Source organism: Porphyromonas asaccharolytica DSM 20707 (assembly GCF_000212375.1).
GTDB lineage: Bacteria > Bacteroidota > Bacteroidia > Bacteroidales > Porphyromonadaceae > Porphyromonas > Porphyromonas asaccharolytica.
The window spans coordinates 1-15,498 of the sequence record NC_015501.1; the positions used below are offsets into that span (position 1 = coordinate 1).

The 15,498-nt window shown below is 54.0% G+C and carries 10 protein-coding genes; 5 read left to right on the forward strand and 5 right to left on the reverse strand.

Annotated elements, in window-relative coordinates:
• The first annotated feature begins 341 nt into the window (after positions 1–341).
• The 5 genes from dnaA to PORAS_RS00025 all read left to right on the forward strand — a co-directional run bounded on the left by dnaA (position 342) and on the right by PORAS_RS00025 (position 7,744).
• Positions 342–1,769: a chromosomal replication initiator protein DnaA gene (dnaA, locus tag PORAS_RS00005; protein ID WP_013759693.1), complete on the forward strand. Its 1,428-nt coding sequence runs from the start codon at positions 342–344 to the stop codon at positions 1,767–1,769.
• Between the two features lie 19 nt (positions 1,770–1,788).
• On the forward strand, positions 1,789–2,394 hold the full coding sequence (locus PORAS_RS00010; RefSeq protein ID WP_013759694.1) for an acyltransferase: 606 nt from the start codon (positions 1,789–1,791) through the stop codon (positions 2,392–2,394).
• A 13-nt stretch (positions 2,395–2,407) separates the two neighbouring features.
• Entirely contained in the window at positions 2,408–2,791 is a 384-nt protein-coding gene (locus PORAS_RS00015) for a thioesterase family protein (protein WP_245528027.1), read from the forward strand.
• A 45-nt stretch (positions 2,792–2,836) separates the two neighbouring features.
• A complete protein-coding gene (locus PORAS_RS00020) occupies positions 2,837–5,500 on the forward strand; it encodes a valine--tRNA ligase (RefSeq protein WP_013759696.1) in 2,664 nt (887 codons plus the stop codon).
• A 213-nt stretch (positions 5,501–5,713) separates the two neighbouring features.
• Positions 5,714–7,744 carry a leucine-rich repeat domain-containing protein gene (locus PORAS_RS00025; RefSeq protein ID WP_013759697.1) on the forward strand — a complete coding sequence of 677 codons (2,031 nt, stop codon included), beginning with the start codon at positions 5,714–5,716 and terminating at the stop codon, positions 7,742–7,744.
• 86 nt (positions 7,745–7,830) lie between these two features.
• Here PORAS_RS00025 and PORAS_RS00030 read toward each other — a convergent pair whose 3' ends face one another.
• The 5 genes from PORAS_RS00030 to cobM form a co-directional block, all read right to left on the reverse strand.
• Positions 7,831–8,526 carry a DNA alkylation repair protein gene (locus PORAS_RS00030; protein WP_013759698.1) on the reverse strand — a complete coding sequence of 232 codons (696 nt, stop codon included), beginning with the start codon at positions 8,524–8,526 and terminating at the stop codon, positions 7,831–7,833.
• Between the two features lie 133 nt (positions 8,527–8,659).
• Positions 8,660–9,682, reverse strand: coding sequence for a sirohydrochlorin cobaltochelatase (locus PORAS_RS00035; protein WP_004331086.1), 1,023 nt, complete (start codon positions 9,680–9,682; stop codon positions 8,660–8,662).
• Between the two features lie 88 nt (positions 9,683–9,770).
• On the reverse strand, positions 9,771–11,945 hold the full coding sequence (locus PORAS_RS00040) for a TonB-dependent receptor plug domain-containing protein (protein ID WP_052306455.1): 2,175 nt from the start codon (positions 11,943–11,945) through the stop codon (positions 9,771–9,773).
• A gap of 1,007 nt (positions 11,946–12,952) precedes the next feature.
• A complete protein-coding gene (locus PORAS_RS00045; protein ID WP_013759701.1) occupies positions 12,953–13,663 on the reverse strand; it encodes a precorrin-2 C(20)-methyltransferase in 711 nt (236 codons plus the stop codon).
• The gene (gene cobM, locus PORAS_RS00050) at positions 13,660–15,495 is read right to left on the reverse strand and encodes a precorrin-4 C(11)-methyltransferase (RefSeq protein WP_013759702.1); all 1,836 of its coding nucleotides are present in this window, start codon (positions 15,493–15,495) and stop codon (positions 13,660–13,662) included. The genes PORAS_RS00045 and cobM overlap by 4 nt, the downstream gene beginning before the upstream one ends.
• Positions 15,496–15,498: the final 3 nt, after the last annotated feature.

The window sequence follows — 15,498 nt, forward strand, 5'->3', positions numbered from 1 at the left end:
ATTCGTAATCCTCTAGATAGCTCTTATTCTTGATTGTCTATTACTAGACTTATAGCTCAGTTATATCATTATAATAGTCTAACCCATAAGCAATTAGATCAAACGTATTGGTTGTCAACAACTCTATATCCTAACCCTTTGACAACAATACAGATAGACGGGCGGAGAAGTGTTTTTGTCGTTTTGTCCTGTTGCATGGCATCGTCAAAGTTAGGATCTTTGCAAGTGAAAAGTGATCCTTCACAAAGGATCTTCCTCTTGGGTCACTTGACTATCCTACTGTTGCGAAGATAACAGTCTCACTTTACATCGACTACTATCATATACTTGACTACTTAATTATGACTGACAGAGAAGCTGCCCTGCGGGCGTGGTCTGAGTGTACAGTCCTCCTTCAAGCGATGATCCAACCAGAGGTCTACAACGCTTGGTTTCCACACATCAAGCCAGTCTCACTCATCGGAGTGGAGATGACGCTCGGTGTGCCTAGTCAGTTCTTCTGTGAGTACATCGAGACACACTTCATCAACGAGCTCAAGCAGGTACTCCAGCGTATCGTCGGTCCTAACGTAGTCCTCAAGTACAAGGCGCTTGTAGACAGCGCAGCCTCTCACCGCAAGAACTCGTCCGTAACGCTGCCCACGCAGAGCTATGCGAGCAATGCTTACGGTGCTGCTGGTGCCTATACGATCAATGCCAACGGAGCTGCCGCCGCACTGAAGACAGAGCCACGTCAGCTGCCAGACTTTGACTCGCAGCTCAAGCCTCAGCTGAGCTTTGACACCTACTATCAGGGGGAGTCCAATCGCACCGCCAGCTCCATCGCTCGCTCTATTGCTGAGAAGCCTGGACAAGGGGCCCTCAACCCGTGCTTTATCTATGGCCCTTCAGGTGTCGGTAAGACACACCTGTGCCATGCGATCGGACTACGGATCAGAGAGCTGTACCCTGAGCTAAAGGTGCTCTACGTCTCCTCTCATATGTTTGAGATGCAGTACGTCGCCGCCACAAGAGCCAATACGACCAACGACTTTATCAACTTCTACCAGCAGGTTGATGTACTCCTCATCGACGACATACAGGGGCTGATCGCCAAGAAGAAGACACAACTCACCTTCTTCCAAGTCTTCAACCACCTCTACATGCTGGGCAAGCAGATCGTCCTGACGAGCGATACGGCACCAGTCAACCTGGCGGGACTTGAGGAGCGACTTATCTCACGTATAGCGGGTAGCCTGACGATAGAGGTAGAGCGTCCTGACTACGACCTCCGCAGAGAGTACCTCCGCCACAAGAGCGAGGAGAGCGGGAGCATACTACCCCAAGAGATGATCGACTACATAGCCCGCACAGTGACCAGCAGCATCCGTGGCCTGCAGGGAGTCTTCTTTTCGCTTATCACCCGTGCTGCGGTGGAGGGTTGCGACGTTACCTCCTCTTTTGTCAAGAAGATCGTCAGCCAGACGGTCAAGCAAGAGAAGAAAGAGATCACGGTCTCTATGATTGAGAAGACGGTGTGCGAATACTATCATGTGCCGATAGAGCTGGTGCGCAGTCGCTCGAGAAAGGCTGACGTGGCTCAGGCGAGGCAGATGATTATGTACTTTGCGAAGCGCTATACGGATCAATCGCTCAGTGCTATCGGCGAACTGCTCGGTGGCCGCTCGCACGCCACTGTGCTACACAGCTGCAAGGTAGTAGAGGATCAAGCAGAGGTCTCCACGGCTTACCGTTCAGACCTCACCGCTATCGAGTCGCTGATCAAGTAGTCTCCAAAGCTCCTCCCCTATGCCACACCCACCCCGTGCTACCAAGACAGGATACATAGACCCCACGACGATCATTGACGAGGGGGCGCACATTGGTGCGGGTACGACTATCTGGCACTTCTGCCATATCATGCACGATGCTGTCATCGGGGCGCAGTGTCATCTAGGACAAAACGTTGTCGTCCAGCCAGAAGTTCGTCTAGGCGACCGCTGCCGTGTCCTGAATAATGTCACGCTCTTCACAGGAGTTCATTGCGAAGAGGAGGTTTTCCTAGGACCTTCGTGCGTTTTCACCAATGTGATCAATCCGCGTGCGGCGGTCTCACGAAAGCACGAGTTTCGCCCCACACATATAGGCCGAGGAGCCTCTATCGGGGCCAATGCGACGATCCTTTGCGGGGTTAAGATTGGTGCTTACGCTATGATTGGCGCAGGTACGGTCGTGATCCGTGATGTGGCGCCCTACGCCCTGGTCGTGGGCAACCCAGCTCGCCAAATTGGCTGGGTAAGCCAAGAGGGACACAAGCTAGACTTCTCTGAGGGCTCCTCCTGCTATGTAGCGGAGGAGCAGCGCACCTACCACCTAAGCCCCGACAGCAACACTATAACTTGTGACAACCAGTAATCGATATATGAATATGGAAAGAAAAGCAACCACCCTAACCAAGCAATACCTCATCGAGCCTAAGCACAGTGCTGCTGAGATGGGATCTGGCGACATGCCCGTCCTCGCCACACCGGCACTGATCGCCTTTATGGAAAACGCAGCTATGCTTCTCGCCCGCAACTATACCGAGGAGGGCTCGACGACCGTCGGCACGATGATCACGACCGACCACCAGCATGCGACACCCATCGGAGAGACGATCACGGTCACAGCACAACTCTCCTCGATAGAGGGACGCAAACTCACCTTTGCTATTGAGGCAACCGATCAAGCGGGCGTTGTGGCTCAGGCTACACATGAGCGTTTTATCGTATCTCGTCAAAGATTCCTAGAGCGTTTGGGTATCAAGGAGTGATATTTCAGTACCTTTGTACGCAAATATCACGACAGACTATAAGCAATGCAAGACGATTCTATCACTTCTCAGATAACTAGTGTCTACGATCCTGCGGGTGTCGAGACTAAGTGGTACCAGTACTGGCTAGACCACAAGCTCTTTGAGGCACACGTGGATCACAGCAAGAAGCCCTACACGATCATCATGCCCCCGCCCAACGTGACGGGCGTACTGCACATGGGGCATATGCTCAATAACACGATCCAGGACATACTCATCCGTCGTGCTCGCATATCGGGTTACAACGCTTGCTGGGTGCCTGGCACCGACCACGCCTCGATCGCGACGGAGGCTAAGGTGGTAGAGCAGCTTGCTAAGCAAGGCATTCAGAAGAATCAGCTCACACGAGAGGACTTCCTCAAGCATGCTTGGGAGTGGACCGACAAGTATGGCGGCATCATCCTCAGCCAGTTGCGCAGATTAGGTGTATCGTGCGACTGGAGTCGTACAGCTTTTACCCTAGATGAGGAGCGCTCAGAGTCGGTCATCAATGTTTTCTGCAAGCTCTACGAGGAGGGACTCATCTACCGTGGGGTACGCGTGGTCAACTGGGACCCCAAGGCACAGACGGCACTCTCGGACGAGGAGGTTATCTTCAAGGAGCATCAGGGCAAGCTCTACTACCTTCGCTACTTCATCGAGGGTACTGAGGATTACATCATCGTAGCGACGACACGCCCCGAGACGATCATGGGCGACACGGCCGTCTGTATCAATCCGACAGATCCTCGCTACCACCATCTGCGTGGTAAGCGAGTCATCGTCCCACTCGTAGGTCGCTCCGTCCCGATCATCGAGGATGAATACGTAGATCTAGAGTTCGGTACGGGCTGTCTCAAGGTCACTCCAGCCCACGACATCAACGACTACCAGCTCGGCATCACGCATCAGCTGGAGACAATCGACATCTTCAACAACGACGGCACGCTCAATGAGCACGGTGGCAAGTACGCGGGCAAAGATCGCTTCGCAGTCCGCAAGGAGATCGTCGTAGACCTCAAAGAGGCTGGCTTGCTCGACCACGAAGAGGACTACAACAACCGCGTCGGCTACAGCGAGCGCACCGATGTAGCGATCGAGCCAAAGCTGTCGATGCAGTGGTTCCTCAAGATGTCCGAGCTAGCCAAGCCCGCTTTACAGGCAGTCCTTGAGGATACCGTACAGCTTGTACCCAAGAAGTTTGTCAACACCTATCGCTACTGGCTGGAGAACATCAAGGACTGGTGCATCAGCCGTCAGCTTTGGTGGGGACATCGCATACCAGCTTACTACCTGCCCAACGGACAGTTCGTCGTAGCGGCTACAGCTGAGGAGGCTTTGGCAAAAGCAAAGCAAGAGACAGGCGACAACAGCCTAACGATCGAACAGCTCAGCCAAGAGTCTGACTGTCTCGACACGTGGTTCTCCTCCTGGCTATGGCCTATCAGCCTCTTTGGCAAGATCGATGGCTCTGAGCCAACGGAAGATCTCAAATACTTCTACCCCACCTCCGTCCTAGTCACAGGACCTGACATCCTCTTCTTCTGGGTAGCCCGTATGATCATGGCGGGGTATCACTTTATGGGAGATCGTCCCTTTGACAAGGTCTACCTAACTGGTATCGTCCGTGACGACAAAGGACGCAAGATGTCTAAGTCGCTCGGCAACTCGCCAGACCCCATTGACCTGATGGACAAGTACGGAGCCGATGGCGTGCGCCTAGGACTTATGATGGCCACCTCTGCCGGCAATGACCTCCTCTACGACGAGAGCCTTGTGGAGCAGGGACGCAACTTCTGCAATAAGATCTGGAATAGCTACCGCTTCCTCAAGACGCAGAGTGTCTCCGACGAAGTCAAGCCAGACGCAGCTAGCCTAATAGCTATGGAGTGGTTTGAGTCTCTACTCGCCTCGACGATGAGCGAGCTAGACGACCTCTTCGACAAGTATCGCATCAGCGACGCCGTCACGCTCCTCTACAAGCTCGTCCGAGACGACTTCTCCGGTCTTTACCTAGAGGCTATCAAGCCAGCCTACGGCACCAGCATGAGCCGTAAGGTTTACGAACGAACGATCCACTACTTCGAGCAGATCTTCATCTTGCTGCACCCCTTCATGCCGTTCATCACGGAGGAGCTTTGGCAGGACGTAGCACCTCGCCAGGAGGGTGAGTCCATCATGTACGCTCATCTAGACGATACGCTACAGGCGGATAAGCAGCTACTCGCCGACATGGAGCATGCCGTCGATCTGATCACCAAGATACGTAGCATACGCAGTGCACATCAGATAGCGACCAAGCAGTCGCTTGCGCTCACCACCAGTGGCGAGCATCCCGAGCGTATGAGCGAGCTAGTCATCAAGCTGGCCAACCTCTCTGCCCTCACGAAGGCGGAGGCGCATCAGTCGGAAGAGCATACGGCCGAGCACTTCATCATCGGCACAGTCCCCTACTCCGTCGAGCTGGCGGGTGCCATCGATGTCGAGAAGACCGTAGAGCGTCTGCGTGGCGAGCTAGCGCATCAGGAGAAGTTCCTCGCAGGAGTTCGCAAGAAGCTCTCCAACGAGAAGTTTGTCGCCAATGCCAAGCCCGAAGTTGTCGCCCTCGAGCGCAAGAAAGAGAGCGATGCCCTGCTACGCATCGACGAGGTACAGCAGCAGCTCAAGCAGCTCGGCGCCACCCTCTAGCTCCTTCATAAAAGGGGTTAGCCCCAACGGCTATCCAACAGGCGCCCACAACGAAAGGACTCAATCGCTGAGCAAAAGCGGTTGAGTCCTTTTGTTTTTGAGCCAAGCTCTTGCTAATGGATCTTGCCACTTGAAAAAGATTTAGTACATTCGCTTAGTGCTTTAGCACACACCACACTAGATCTATCCAATTTATCTAACCACATAATAGCTATGCAAAGAAAGATTACCCTGCTATCACTAATCCTCTGCACACTGGCGTGGGGGCTCTCGGCTCAGACCTATCCCGTGAGTTCCTACAAGCTGAGTGAAGACAAGAAGACTCTGACCGAGTGGTCTGGAGATGAGGAGACGATAGACCTCACTAAGGACACAGCCTTTGCCGCTGTAGAGATCATCGGCGACGGCGCTTTTAGAGCTCGTCGCGACTTGAGAGAGGTTGTGCTACCTAACTCCTGCCGAGAGATTCAGGGAGAAGCGTTTGCTGACTGCAACATGTTACAGAAGATCTCTTGGAGCGATCATCTCGAGTCGATCGGTGAGGAGAGCTTCCTAGCCTGTAAGAATCTGCAGTCTGTAGACTTCAAGAAGGTGACCAGTATAGGCGGCTCCGCCTTCAGTGGCTGTGCTAAGCTCAAGCGCGTCACGCTACCGAAGACACTAGAGGCACTGGGCGAGTATGCTTTTTACAACTGCCGCCAGCTCGCCCACTTTGATGTCGAGAAGGGGTGTGAGACCTACTTTGCCGTGAGTGGCGTACTCTACAGCGATCTCTTAGGGAGCTGGTACCTAGAGCAATACCCACGGGCCAAGACAGACGAAGAGTTTGTGATCCCCTTTACCGTATTAGGGACAGCGGCTCGTGCTTTTGACAACTGTAAGTCGATCAAGCGACTTTACATTCCTCAGGATATGTCTCGCTTCAACACCAACGCATTCTTCAACTGTACAGGACTAGAGGAGATCTACTCCTACCGCAGCTTTCCACCCGAAGTGATCGGCACCGATGCGCTCCAGGGGGTCAATGTCGAGCAGTGCAAGCTCTATGTACCCGAAGATGCTATCGAGCAGTACAAGACGGCTGATGGCTGGAAGCTCTTCAAGCAAATCCTCCCGATGCCTCAGGAGACAGGCGTCTCACGTATGAGCTACATCTATGACGGGGCTAGCAATACGCTTCTGAGCTTCATAGGCACTATGCCAGAGCTGGATATGACAAAAGACCCCATACTCTCTAAGACTGAGTACATAGCTGACGAAGCTATTAAAGCGGATAAGCTATCAAACGTCACACTACAGACCTTGATCCTGGCGGACGGGATCAAAGAGCTCGGCGAAGCAGCTATATGGGCGACTGAACTACGGGATCTAAAGCTCGGTGACCAGATCGAGGTGATGAAGGAGGCCAGCATTAGCGGCGCTAAGATCACGCAGCTTGCTCTACCCGCATCGCTACGCTCATTTGCTCCGTGCGCTATCTACAACGCATTCTATCTACAGACCATCACCCTTAGTGAAGATAACCCCACCTATGAGGTACGAGACAATCTCCTCATCGAAAAGGCCAGTAACTCGCTCCTCTTCATGCCTAATGGACGACAAGGTGGACGAACCATACACCTCCCCAGTGGTATCAGAGCGGTCTCCGATAGAGCTGTCTATAACGACATCTGTGTCGAGGAACTTATCCTCGACGAGGGCTTTGAGGAGATTGGTGTCAGTGCCTTCTCACAGTGCTTTAGCTTGATCTACTTAGACCTGCCTGCTACAGTCAAGACGTTGAAGAATAATGCCCTCAAGGGCAACAACGCACTCGCCACAGTGATCATACGTGCCACCACTCCTCCTGAGGCTACTCCACGAGGCTCTGCTGGAGGGTACCGCACAGAGGGCACTTTCGATCAGCTTCCTGACAACGCTACACTCTACGTACCCAAGGAGAGCATCGAGGCATATAAGGCGATACCAGCCTACGCAGAGGCGTTTGCCCAGATCAAGCCTCTCGAAGAGGCTCCTCTACCTACCAGCTGTCAGCGACCTCTCGCCCCGACCGTCCAGATCGCGACTGCTGACGGGGTGCTCAACGTCACCGCCGAGGGTGTCATCTCTATCTACGACCTCACAGGTACACTACGCAGCTCTGGTAGCAATACCCTACGTGTGATCGGTACGACTGGCGAGACCCTTATGGTAGTCATCCAGGGGCGTGACACAACGCTCGTCCGCAAGGTCGTCCTTCGCTAGCGTGCTACGCACTTTTTCAATTATTCCTCCAGTCGTTCGGAGCGCTGCTCCTTCGACTGGAGGAATTATAATACACTTGATAGGTACTAGCGCGCCCTACGGCGGGAGTCGCGAAGCTTCTGCTGGTACATACGTAGCACCGTGTCGTCCGTGATCTCTGTGCGGATGGCTTCGACGAGGGAGGCGTCGTCCGTGAGCGTTATCTCGCCAAGAAGCCACGCTATCGCCATCCGGACATAGTACGTCTCGTCATGCTGCAGTGGTACGACATGATCTAGTGCCGTCCTAGGCGTGGCTAAGCCGTGACGTATGAGGTCGAGCCACGCAACGATGGTGAGACGACGTGCGTAGGGATTGGCGTCGTGAGCATACTCAGCCATCGAGCGAAGGACTATCTGTCGCTCCGCGTCGTCTCTCCTCGCCCAGCCTGCTAGTACCTCCTTGTAGTAGTCAGGCACCGCCCAGCCATCACAGAGGGGATAGAGGAGAGGAAGTCCTTCAGCAGCCGAGGCTAGACGACCGATGACGCCACCGAAGATGATTTTGTACTCATACCATACGACGGCTCTCTCGTGGAGTAGCTCGAAGGCTTCGTCGAGCGTGAGCAAAGCACTGAGCTGCCTTATGGCTTGTCGGAGCCACTTCATACGAATGCCGAGGACGCTCTCGGGTCGTGAGGAGACTTTGGTGCGTCGTGCCATAAAGTCGGCATACTCAGGCTCACGACGCAGCTCCAGCTGTGTGAGCAGTGCAGAGGTCTCTTCTAGAGCTGTAGATATCATAGGAGGTTGTGAAGATATATCCCATAAGTAGCACAGTCCCCCATATACGATCCGTGTATATGGGGGACTGATTGCATGATGCCACCGTACGACTGAGGCGCGATGCCACAGTCACTAGGCGCTTGGCTTAGGATTAGTCCTCTTCAGGCGTGTAGAGAGGTTCGTTGGCAAGAGCCTTCGTCATGTGGCTTACCCAGACATTGACGATAGCGGGATAGTCAGCTAGTCCATTCATCGTGCAGCCATCTAGCGTACACTTGAAGCCAGCCTTGTTCATCTCATAGCGCCAGCTTCCCTCCTCAGGATTCTGAGGATCGACACCGCCCTTGAGGTCATTGTTGGCGTGATCACCAGCGATAGACATGAGCGGGTGTAGGAGCATCGCGCCAGAGGTCTTGCCAGCCTTCTTAGCGCGAGCGATCAGGTCGTCTACAAGGTTGCCCTCCATATCGACGGTAGCGACGAAGTAGTTGGGGCTGAGCTTCTGTAGCTCCTTCTCGATCATAGGATAGCGAGAGTTACCATTACCGTAGTTCATGTCCTCGGGGTTACCGTGTCCCATGAAGCTAACGAGCTTGCCAGCAGCAACCTCCTTGCCATAGATCTTGTGTAGCTCACCAGCGACTATCTTGCAGTCCTCTTCAGTCTCTAGTAGCGGACCAGCGAGGTACACGGTCGTCTTGGCAAACTCAGGGTGCTCACCGTTGTTACGGAAGTCCTTGATGTAGTTCTTGACACGTAGGAACTCCTCACCAGGTACGATGTGTAGTGACTGCACTGCTATGTCCTTGTATCCAGCAGCTCCGAGAGCCTCTAGATAGAAGTTGGGGGAATAGTAGTTCCATCCCTTCTGAGCGCAGCGTGTCATACAGATCTCTGAGGTAAAGGAGAAGTAGAGGTCTCTGTCTGGGAACTGCTCCTTAAAGCGAGCCTGTATCTTCTTAAAGGTCTCCTGAGGCTTATCCCAGGTACTACCGAAAGAGACAAGGAGTAGAGCCTTGTCTGTGGTCTTCTTTGCCTGCACCTCCTTGGTTACAGCCTGCAGCTTCTTGTCGTGATTTGAGAGAGCTAGGTTGTTGTCCTCCTGGCAGCCTACGCAGGTCAGGAGTGTCAGTCCTAGAGCGCAGAGTGATAAGATTGTCAATAGCTTCTTCATTGTTGATAGGGGTTATAAGTTATTTTATATTTGTGTGTGTGTTGGCTTGATAAAGTGTAGTGCGTTAGGGGGGAAAACGATGATTTGTCTAGTCCTCTTCATCCTCTTGAGACTGCGCATGACGAGAGGAGCGCTTAGTCGGTGTGATCTGTTTAGCTCGCCCGAAGTGTACGCTCATCGTCATGTAGAGCGTACGTCCCGGTGTCGAGGTACCGTAATGCAGACCGTGTGGTGTAGTCTCGTAGTAGTTGAGCAAGTTGTCCACGCCAATGTTGAGGTCGAGAGACCAGTTCTCATTAGGTATGATCGTCTGCTGCGTGTTGAGACGCCATAGATGGTAGGGCTTACCATTGCCATCATCCTGATAGTAGCGGGTACTCTGCATACGTCCGTAGAGACCCACGGCGAGCTTGTACCGCTGATGGAGGAAGGCTTCGCTCCACGATAGTCCCACGGTAGCGCGGTGATGCGCCATACCATCGATCGTGACCTGACGCATCTCGCCCTTCTCGTCATCGTAGAGGAGTGCATCCGTATTGAGGTAGCTATAGCTAGTCATCAGCGTCCACTGCTTGTAGATGCGCCACTTGGCAGTAACATCAGCACCATAAGTCTTGGCACTGTCCATATTCTTGTATTGGCGAATGCGGTTAGGATTGTACGAGACAAGGAGATCACTAGGTGCCTCCGAGCGTGGGATCGTCACGAGGGTGATCATATTGTTGAGGAAGTTGGCATACCCCGTGACACTCACATTGACAATAGGATTATGGTACTCGACACTACCCGAGATGTAACGACTGGTCTGTGCCTTCAGGTGTGGGTTGCCTAGATGAAGTACGATCATCGCCATCTGGCGAATGTATCGATAGTGGAGCTCCTTGATCGTTGGGGTCTTAAAGCCCTCGGAGTAAGTAGCTCGCAGATTGACAGGACCTAGCTTGTAGAGGAGAGAGACCTTAGGCGTAAACTTAGCGCCAAAAGCTGGGTGATAAGTTAGTCTAGCCCCTGCTGTTAGGTTAAAGCTGCGCGTAGGTGTCCACTCATCCTGTAGGTAGAGTCCCGCACGGAAGTCATCCACACGATCCTCATCTAGTCGGTGCGGTGCTATGAGCCAGTTGTGATGCAGGTCTACACCAGCACTGAGTCTCTGGTCGAAGGGCAGTGCGAAGACCCCCTTGAGTTGTGTCGTGATGCGCTGCTGATTGCTCTGTAGCCCCACATCTCCAGGGAAGTAGGGGAAGCTCAGCTCCTTACCCCCAGGCAGGAACTCCTTCGCCCAGGTCTCACCCGTGTAGACATAGTAGTAAGCATGCATATAGTACTGCATCTGAGCCGTCAAGACCGCTCCCTGTGGCGTCTGCCAGCGCATACCAGCACCTACCGAGGTGTTATGATAGCGGAAGTCGTAGGTCTTGTAGTCAGGTATACCCGTAGGGCGATGAATATCCTTACGATAGTAGTTGCCCTCTACATAGGCAGAGAGAGGCTTGCCCTGTCGCCAGTAGAGATGCTGTCCTATCTGCCAGTCTAGGTAGGGGTTGGAGGTGTTATTGACCGAGTTCGTTATGGGATATTCGTATCGATTTGGATCCTCGCAGGTTGTGTTTTGCCAGCCGTCCGAGTGCTTGAGATTAAAGTCGGTCAGCGTCGTCCAGTCACCCACCTTATACTGAAAAGCGTTGGACTGGTTGACCACGCCATAAGAGGCGATGCGCGTACTATTGTCTATGGATAGGTTGTCACGGCTCTTCTTGGTGATGATATTGATGACACCTGCGATAGCATCACTACCATAGAGTGCGGAGGCAGCTCCCTTGACCACTTCGATGCGCTCGATGCGGGTCGGGTCAACCATATCTAGGTTCGTCTGCCCCCCCAGGTCGCTCATGAGTCTCTTGCCATCGACGAGAATGAGGATGTACTGGCTACCCAAACCACCCATCTGCATAGCGGTACCCATATCACTATGGCTAAAGTCTATCGATGGAATTAGGCCCGAGAGAATTTCCGTAAGTGTCGCTGATCCGTAGCTCTCTAGCGTCTTCGCATTGATGATCTCGGTCTGCACGGGTGCATTCTTGAGGAGGTAGTTCGTACCAGTACCCGTCACGACCACCTCATCTAGATTAAGGACCGAGAGCGAGTCTACCGCTGCCCAAGCAAGCGTGTCGGTCGGTGTCGATGCGCTGGTCTGCGCTATCAGCGTAGCTGGCAGTAGCAGAGCTAAGAGCTGTACAACGATTGCAGGATATCTATTCATACACCAGTAGGGAAAATCAATAGAAGCAGGCATCCCAACCACAAAAGTAACGATCTTGGTTAAAGGAGCTTTTATACGCCACAAAGGTAGTAAAAAAAGCGTTGCCGAGCAACTGATCGCACTTTCTAGATCTGAGAAAAATCTCACAAGTAACGATCGCTCCGCCACCCCCTCTAATCTCTAACTTCTAACCTCTAATCTCTAATCTCCACGTGGATATTTTCAAATACCTAGGGAGGAAATAAAAATTCTCCACGTGGAGACGAAATGAAACTTCGGAGGAATCAAATGAAACTTCGGAGGAATCGTTTCGCCTCCACGTGGAAAATAAAAAATAGCCACGTGGAGATTTTAGATTTTCCACGTGGCTATCGGATTAGTGATTAGATAGAGCTGTAGATTCGTTTAGTCAGACCCTCAAGGGGGCGATAGACCTGGCGCTGTCCAGCATCCGTGGGTCGTTCGGAGCTTTGCCCCTCCGACCCACGGCTATGATTCGTCGTGTTGGTGTGATTCGTGTAGGGGCGGACCTGCGTGTCCGCCCGCAGAATAGACTGCACTCAGGTGAGGACGGGCGGACACACAGGTCCGTTCCTACGGAGATCGGGGTTACAGCGTTTGATGAGTAGAATAGTCGTGCTGACGTAGCTTGTGTAGGGGCGGACCTGCGTGTCCGCCCGCAGAATAGACTGCACTCAGGTGAGGACGGGCGGACACACAGGTCCGCTCCTACGGAGATCGGGGTTACAGCATTTGATGAGTAGAATTGTCGTGCTGACGTAGCTTGTGTAGGGGCGGACCTGCGTGTCCGCCCGCAGAATAGACTGCGCTCAGGTGAGGACGGGCGGACACACAGGTCCGCCCCTACGGTGGGAGCTTCCACCCCGCCGAGCGGTTCACCCGAAGAGAAGTCGACCGAGCTTGCGAAACGAGAAAAAACTTCGCTTTTTACTTGCATATGAACTTAGAAAGCAAATCGTTACACGTTCCTGCGGTACGAAAGCAACTTATTGGGGAATGCTTCGGCTGGGACGTACGATGATGAGCGAGAAGTAAGGGATGGACTGACGAGTGAGAAGCGTCTCCCGATCACTGGTGAGTAGCTCTAGAGCGGGATTGCCAAGATGCTCGGCATAGATGAAGTCGTTGTTGTCCTCTGCTATCACCTCACGAACGATGTCGGCACAGCGCGAGAGCTTCATCACTACCACCGTATGTCCCTGCACTAGTGCTTCGCGAAGCTGTGACTCACTGGCGACTTTACTCAGCACAAGGAGCGACTCATCTTGGCGCACCAGCCCCTCGCCGACAGCTGCCGCCGCAGCTATGTAATAGGGTATCCCCGGCACAACCTCCATCGCAGCACCAGCCTGACGTAGGAGGTCAACGAGATACTGCACCGTAGCGTAGGTGCCGGCATCGCCGATGGTGACGACGCTACAAGCAAGTCCCCTACCCTGCTGATCTAGCAGTCGAGTAGCAAGCTGCTCGTAGTAGCGGATCGCCTCTGTTCGGTCACTGCTCATCGGGATCTCTAGGATCTGACAGCGCTGAGCGAGGACAGTACCTTCGGGTAGCGCAGCAACAATGCGGTGAGCTGCCTCGCCTAGGCAATAGATCTCGTCTGCCGCCTGGAGCTTGCCATAGGCACGCATGGAGATATCCTCAGGCGTGGCGCTGCCGAGGGAGACGATTGCTATCGGGTATGGCGCTTTCATCGGCGGAAGAGGTGCTTGAAGTTGTCATTGTAGAGCTTGGAGAGCCCCGCACGATTGTCGATAGCATCCCCGACGACCATCAGTGTGGTGAGCGTGAGGTGGTGCTCGCGAACGATCTGCGCTAGCTCGGAGAGTGGGCCACGATAGATGCGCTGCTCAGGCCAAGTGAGCTTGTAGCAGACCGCCACGGGTGTCGTGGGTGGGTAGTGAACGAGCAGCTCCCGCTGCACCTCCTCGGCAAGGGTGGCACTGAGGTAGATGCACATCGTGCTCTGCGAGGCAGCGAGCTTGTGCAGTTGCTCTCGCTCAGGCATTGGCGTGCGACCGCCGCCTCGAGTTAGGATGATGGTCTGCACACGCTCGGGGATGGTAAACTGAGACCTAAGCTCTGCTGCGGCGGCTAGGAAGGAGGAGATGCCGGGCGTGATGTGGTAACTCATACCTGCCTCGTCAAAGAGTGCCATCTGCTCCTGGATAGCGCCAAAGATGGCGGGGTCTCCCGTGTGTAGCCGCACGATGAGAGCGTGCTTGTCGTAAAACTCCTTCATCAAGGCGAACTGCTCCTCGAGGTTCATATCGGCAGAGCTTCTCACGGTGGCACCCTCCTTAGCATAGTAGGTTAGCTCGATAGGGACTAAGCTACCAGCATAGAGGATCAGGTCGGCTCGCTCGAGGAAGTGCTTACCACGCACGGATATTAGCTCTGGGTCTCCCGGTCCCGCCCCAACGATCTCTATATGTCCGTGGGGCAACCCCTCGGGAGCTACGGCAAGACTATAGGTAAAGTCGCTCTGCGGGGAGAGACAGCCCTTTTGCTTTTCTATAATCAGGAGTCCGCCCTGACTGGCTGCGAGTGCGGAGGCTTCGCTGACGCTCGTCGAACCCGTGGCGGTGGCGACACGCTCTGAGGGGTTGGGTACCTCGATGGCGGCTAGCTCGTCGCTACTGTAGAAGTGGCAAGGCTTACCTAAGTGCTTGGAGAGCTCCTCGAGGATCGGTTCGCCTCGCTTGAGCTCGATGCTATTGATCGTGGCGATGGCACTAGGGGCGTACCCCTGGGCACGAATATCGGAGAGGATATGCGCCACGACACCCTCGGGACTTGCCTGATGACGACAACCCACACCGAGGTGCAGGAGTGGCGGGCGGAAGTAGAGACAAGGGATCGTCAAGTCCTCCAACAAGCGGAAGCTCACCGCTATGAGGAGGTCGTAGCGGCTTTGGTCAATATCCTCGTAGCGGTAGTAAAGGTCCACATGCTCTGGGTGGGTGCGCTCTAGATAGGCGGTACCCTCGGAGCGCATCTCAAGGAGCAGAGCGACGGGGCGCTTATTGACAAAGGTGGTGATGGCAGCGTTCATACTACAGCCGGCGGTCTCGCTGCTCCACCCGCTCTCAGCGCCCAAAGTGTCTAACGCCCACAGCCCCTGACGGTCGCTCTGCGTGGTGATGACTGGCTCGGCACCTAGTATGTGTGCGATGCGTTCGGTCCACTCGTTGGCACCGCCGATGTGTCCCGAAGCAACGGAGATGACGTACCTCCCCGTGGTGTCTACGCAGAGGACCGCAGGATCATGATGCTTGTCTCTGAGCAGTGGGGCAATGGTGCGAACGCAGATCCCCATGGCGGAGACAAAGAGTAAGACATCGCTCTCGGCAAAGAGACTCTTAGCCCCCTCGGCAAGGCTGGGCAGCAGAGTGAATGCCTCGCTAGGCTCCTCACTGTGTGTCGTATAGAGCTTTACGTCGGGCAGTTGGCTCGCTATCTGTAGTGCGATCTTTTGACCATCGGGAGAGATGGCAAGGATCGCTATGCGTGGTTTTGAGTTCATACT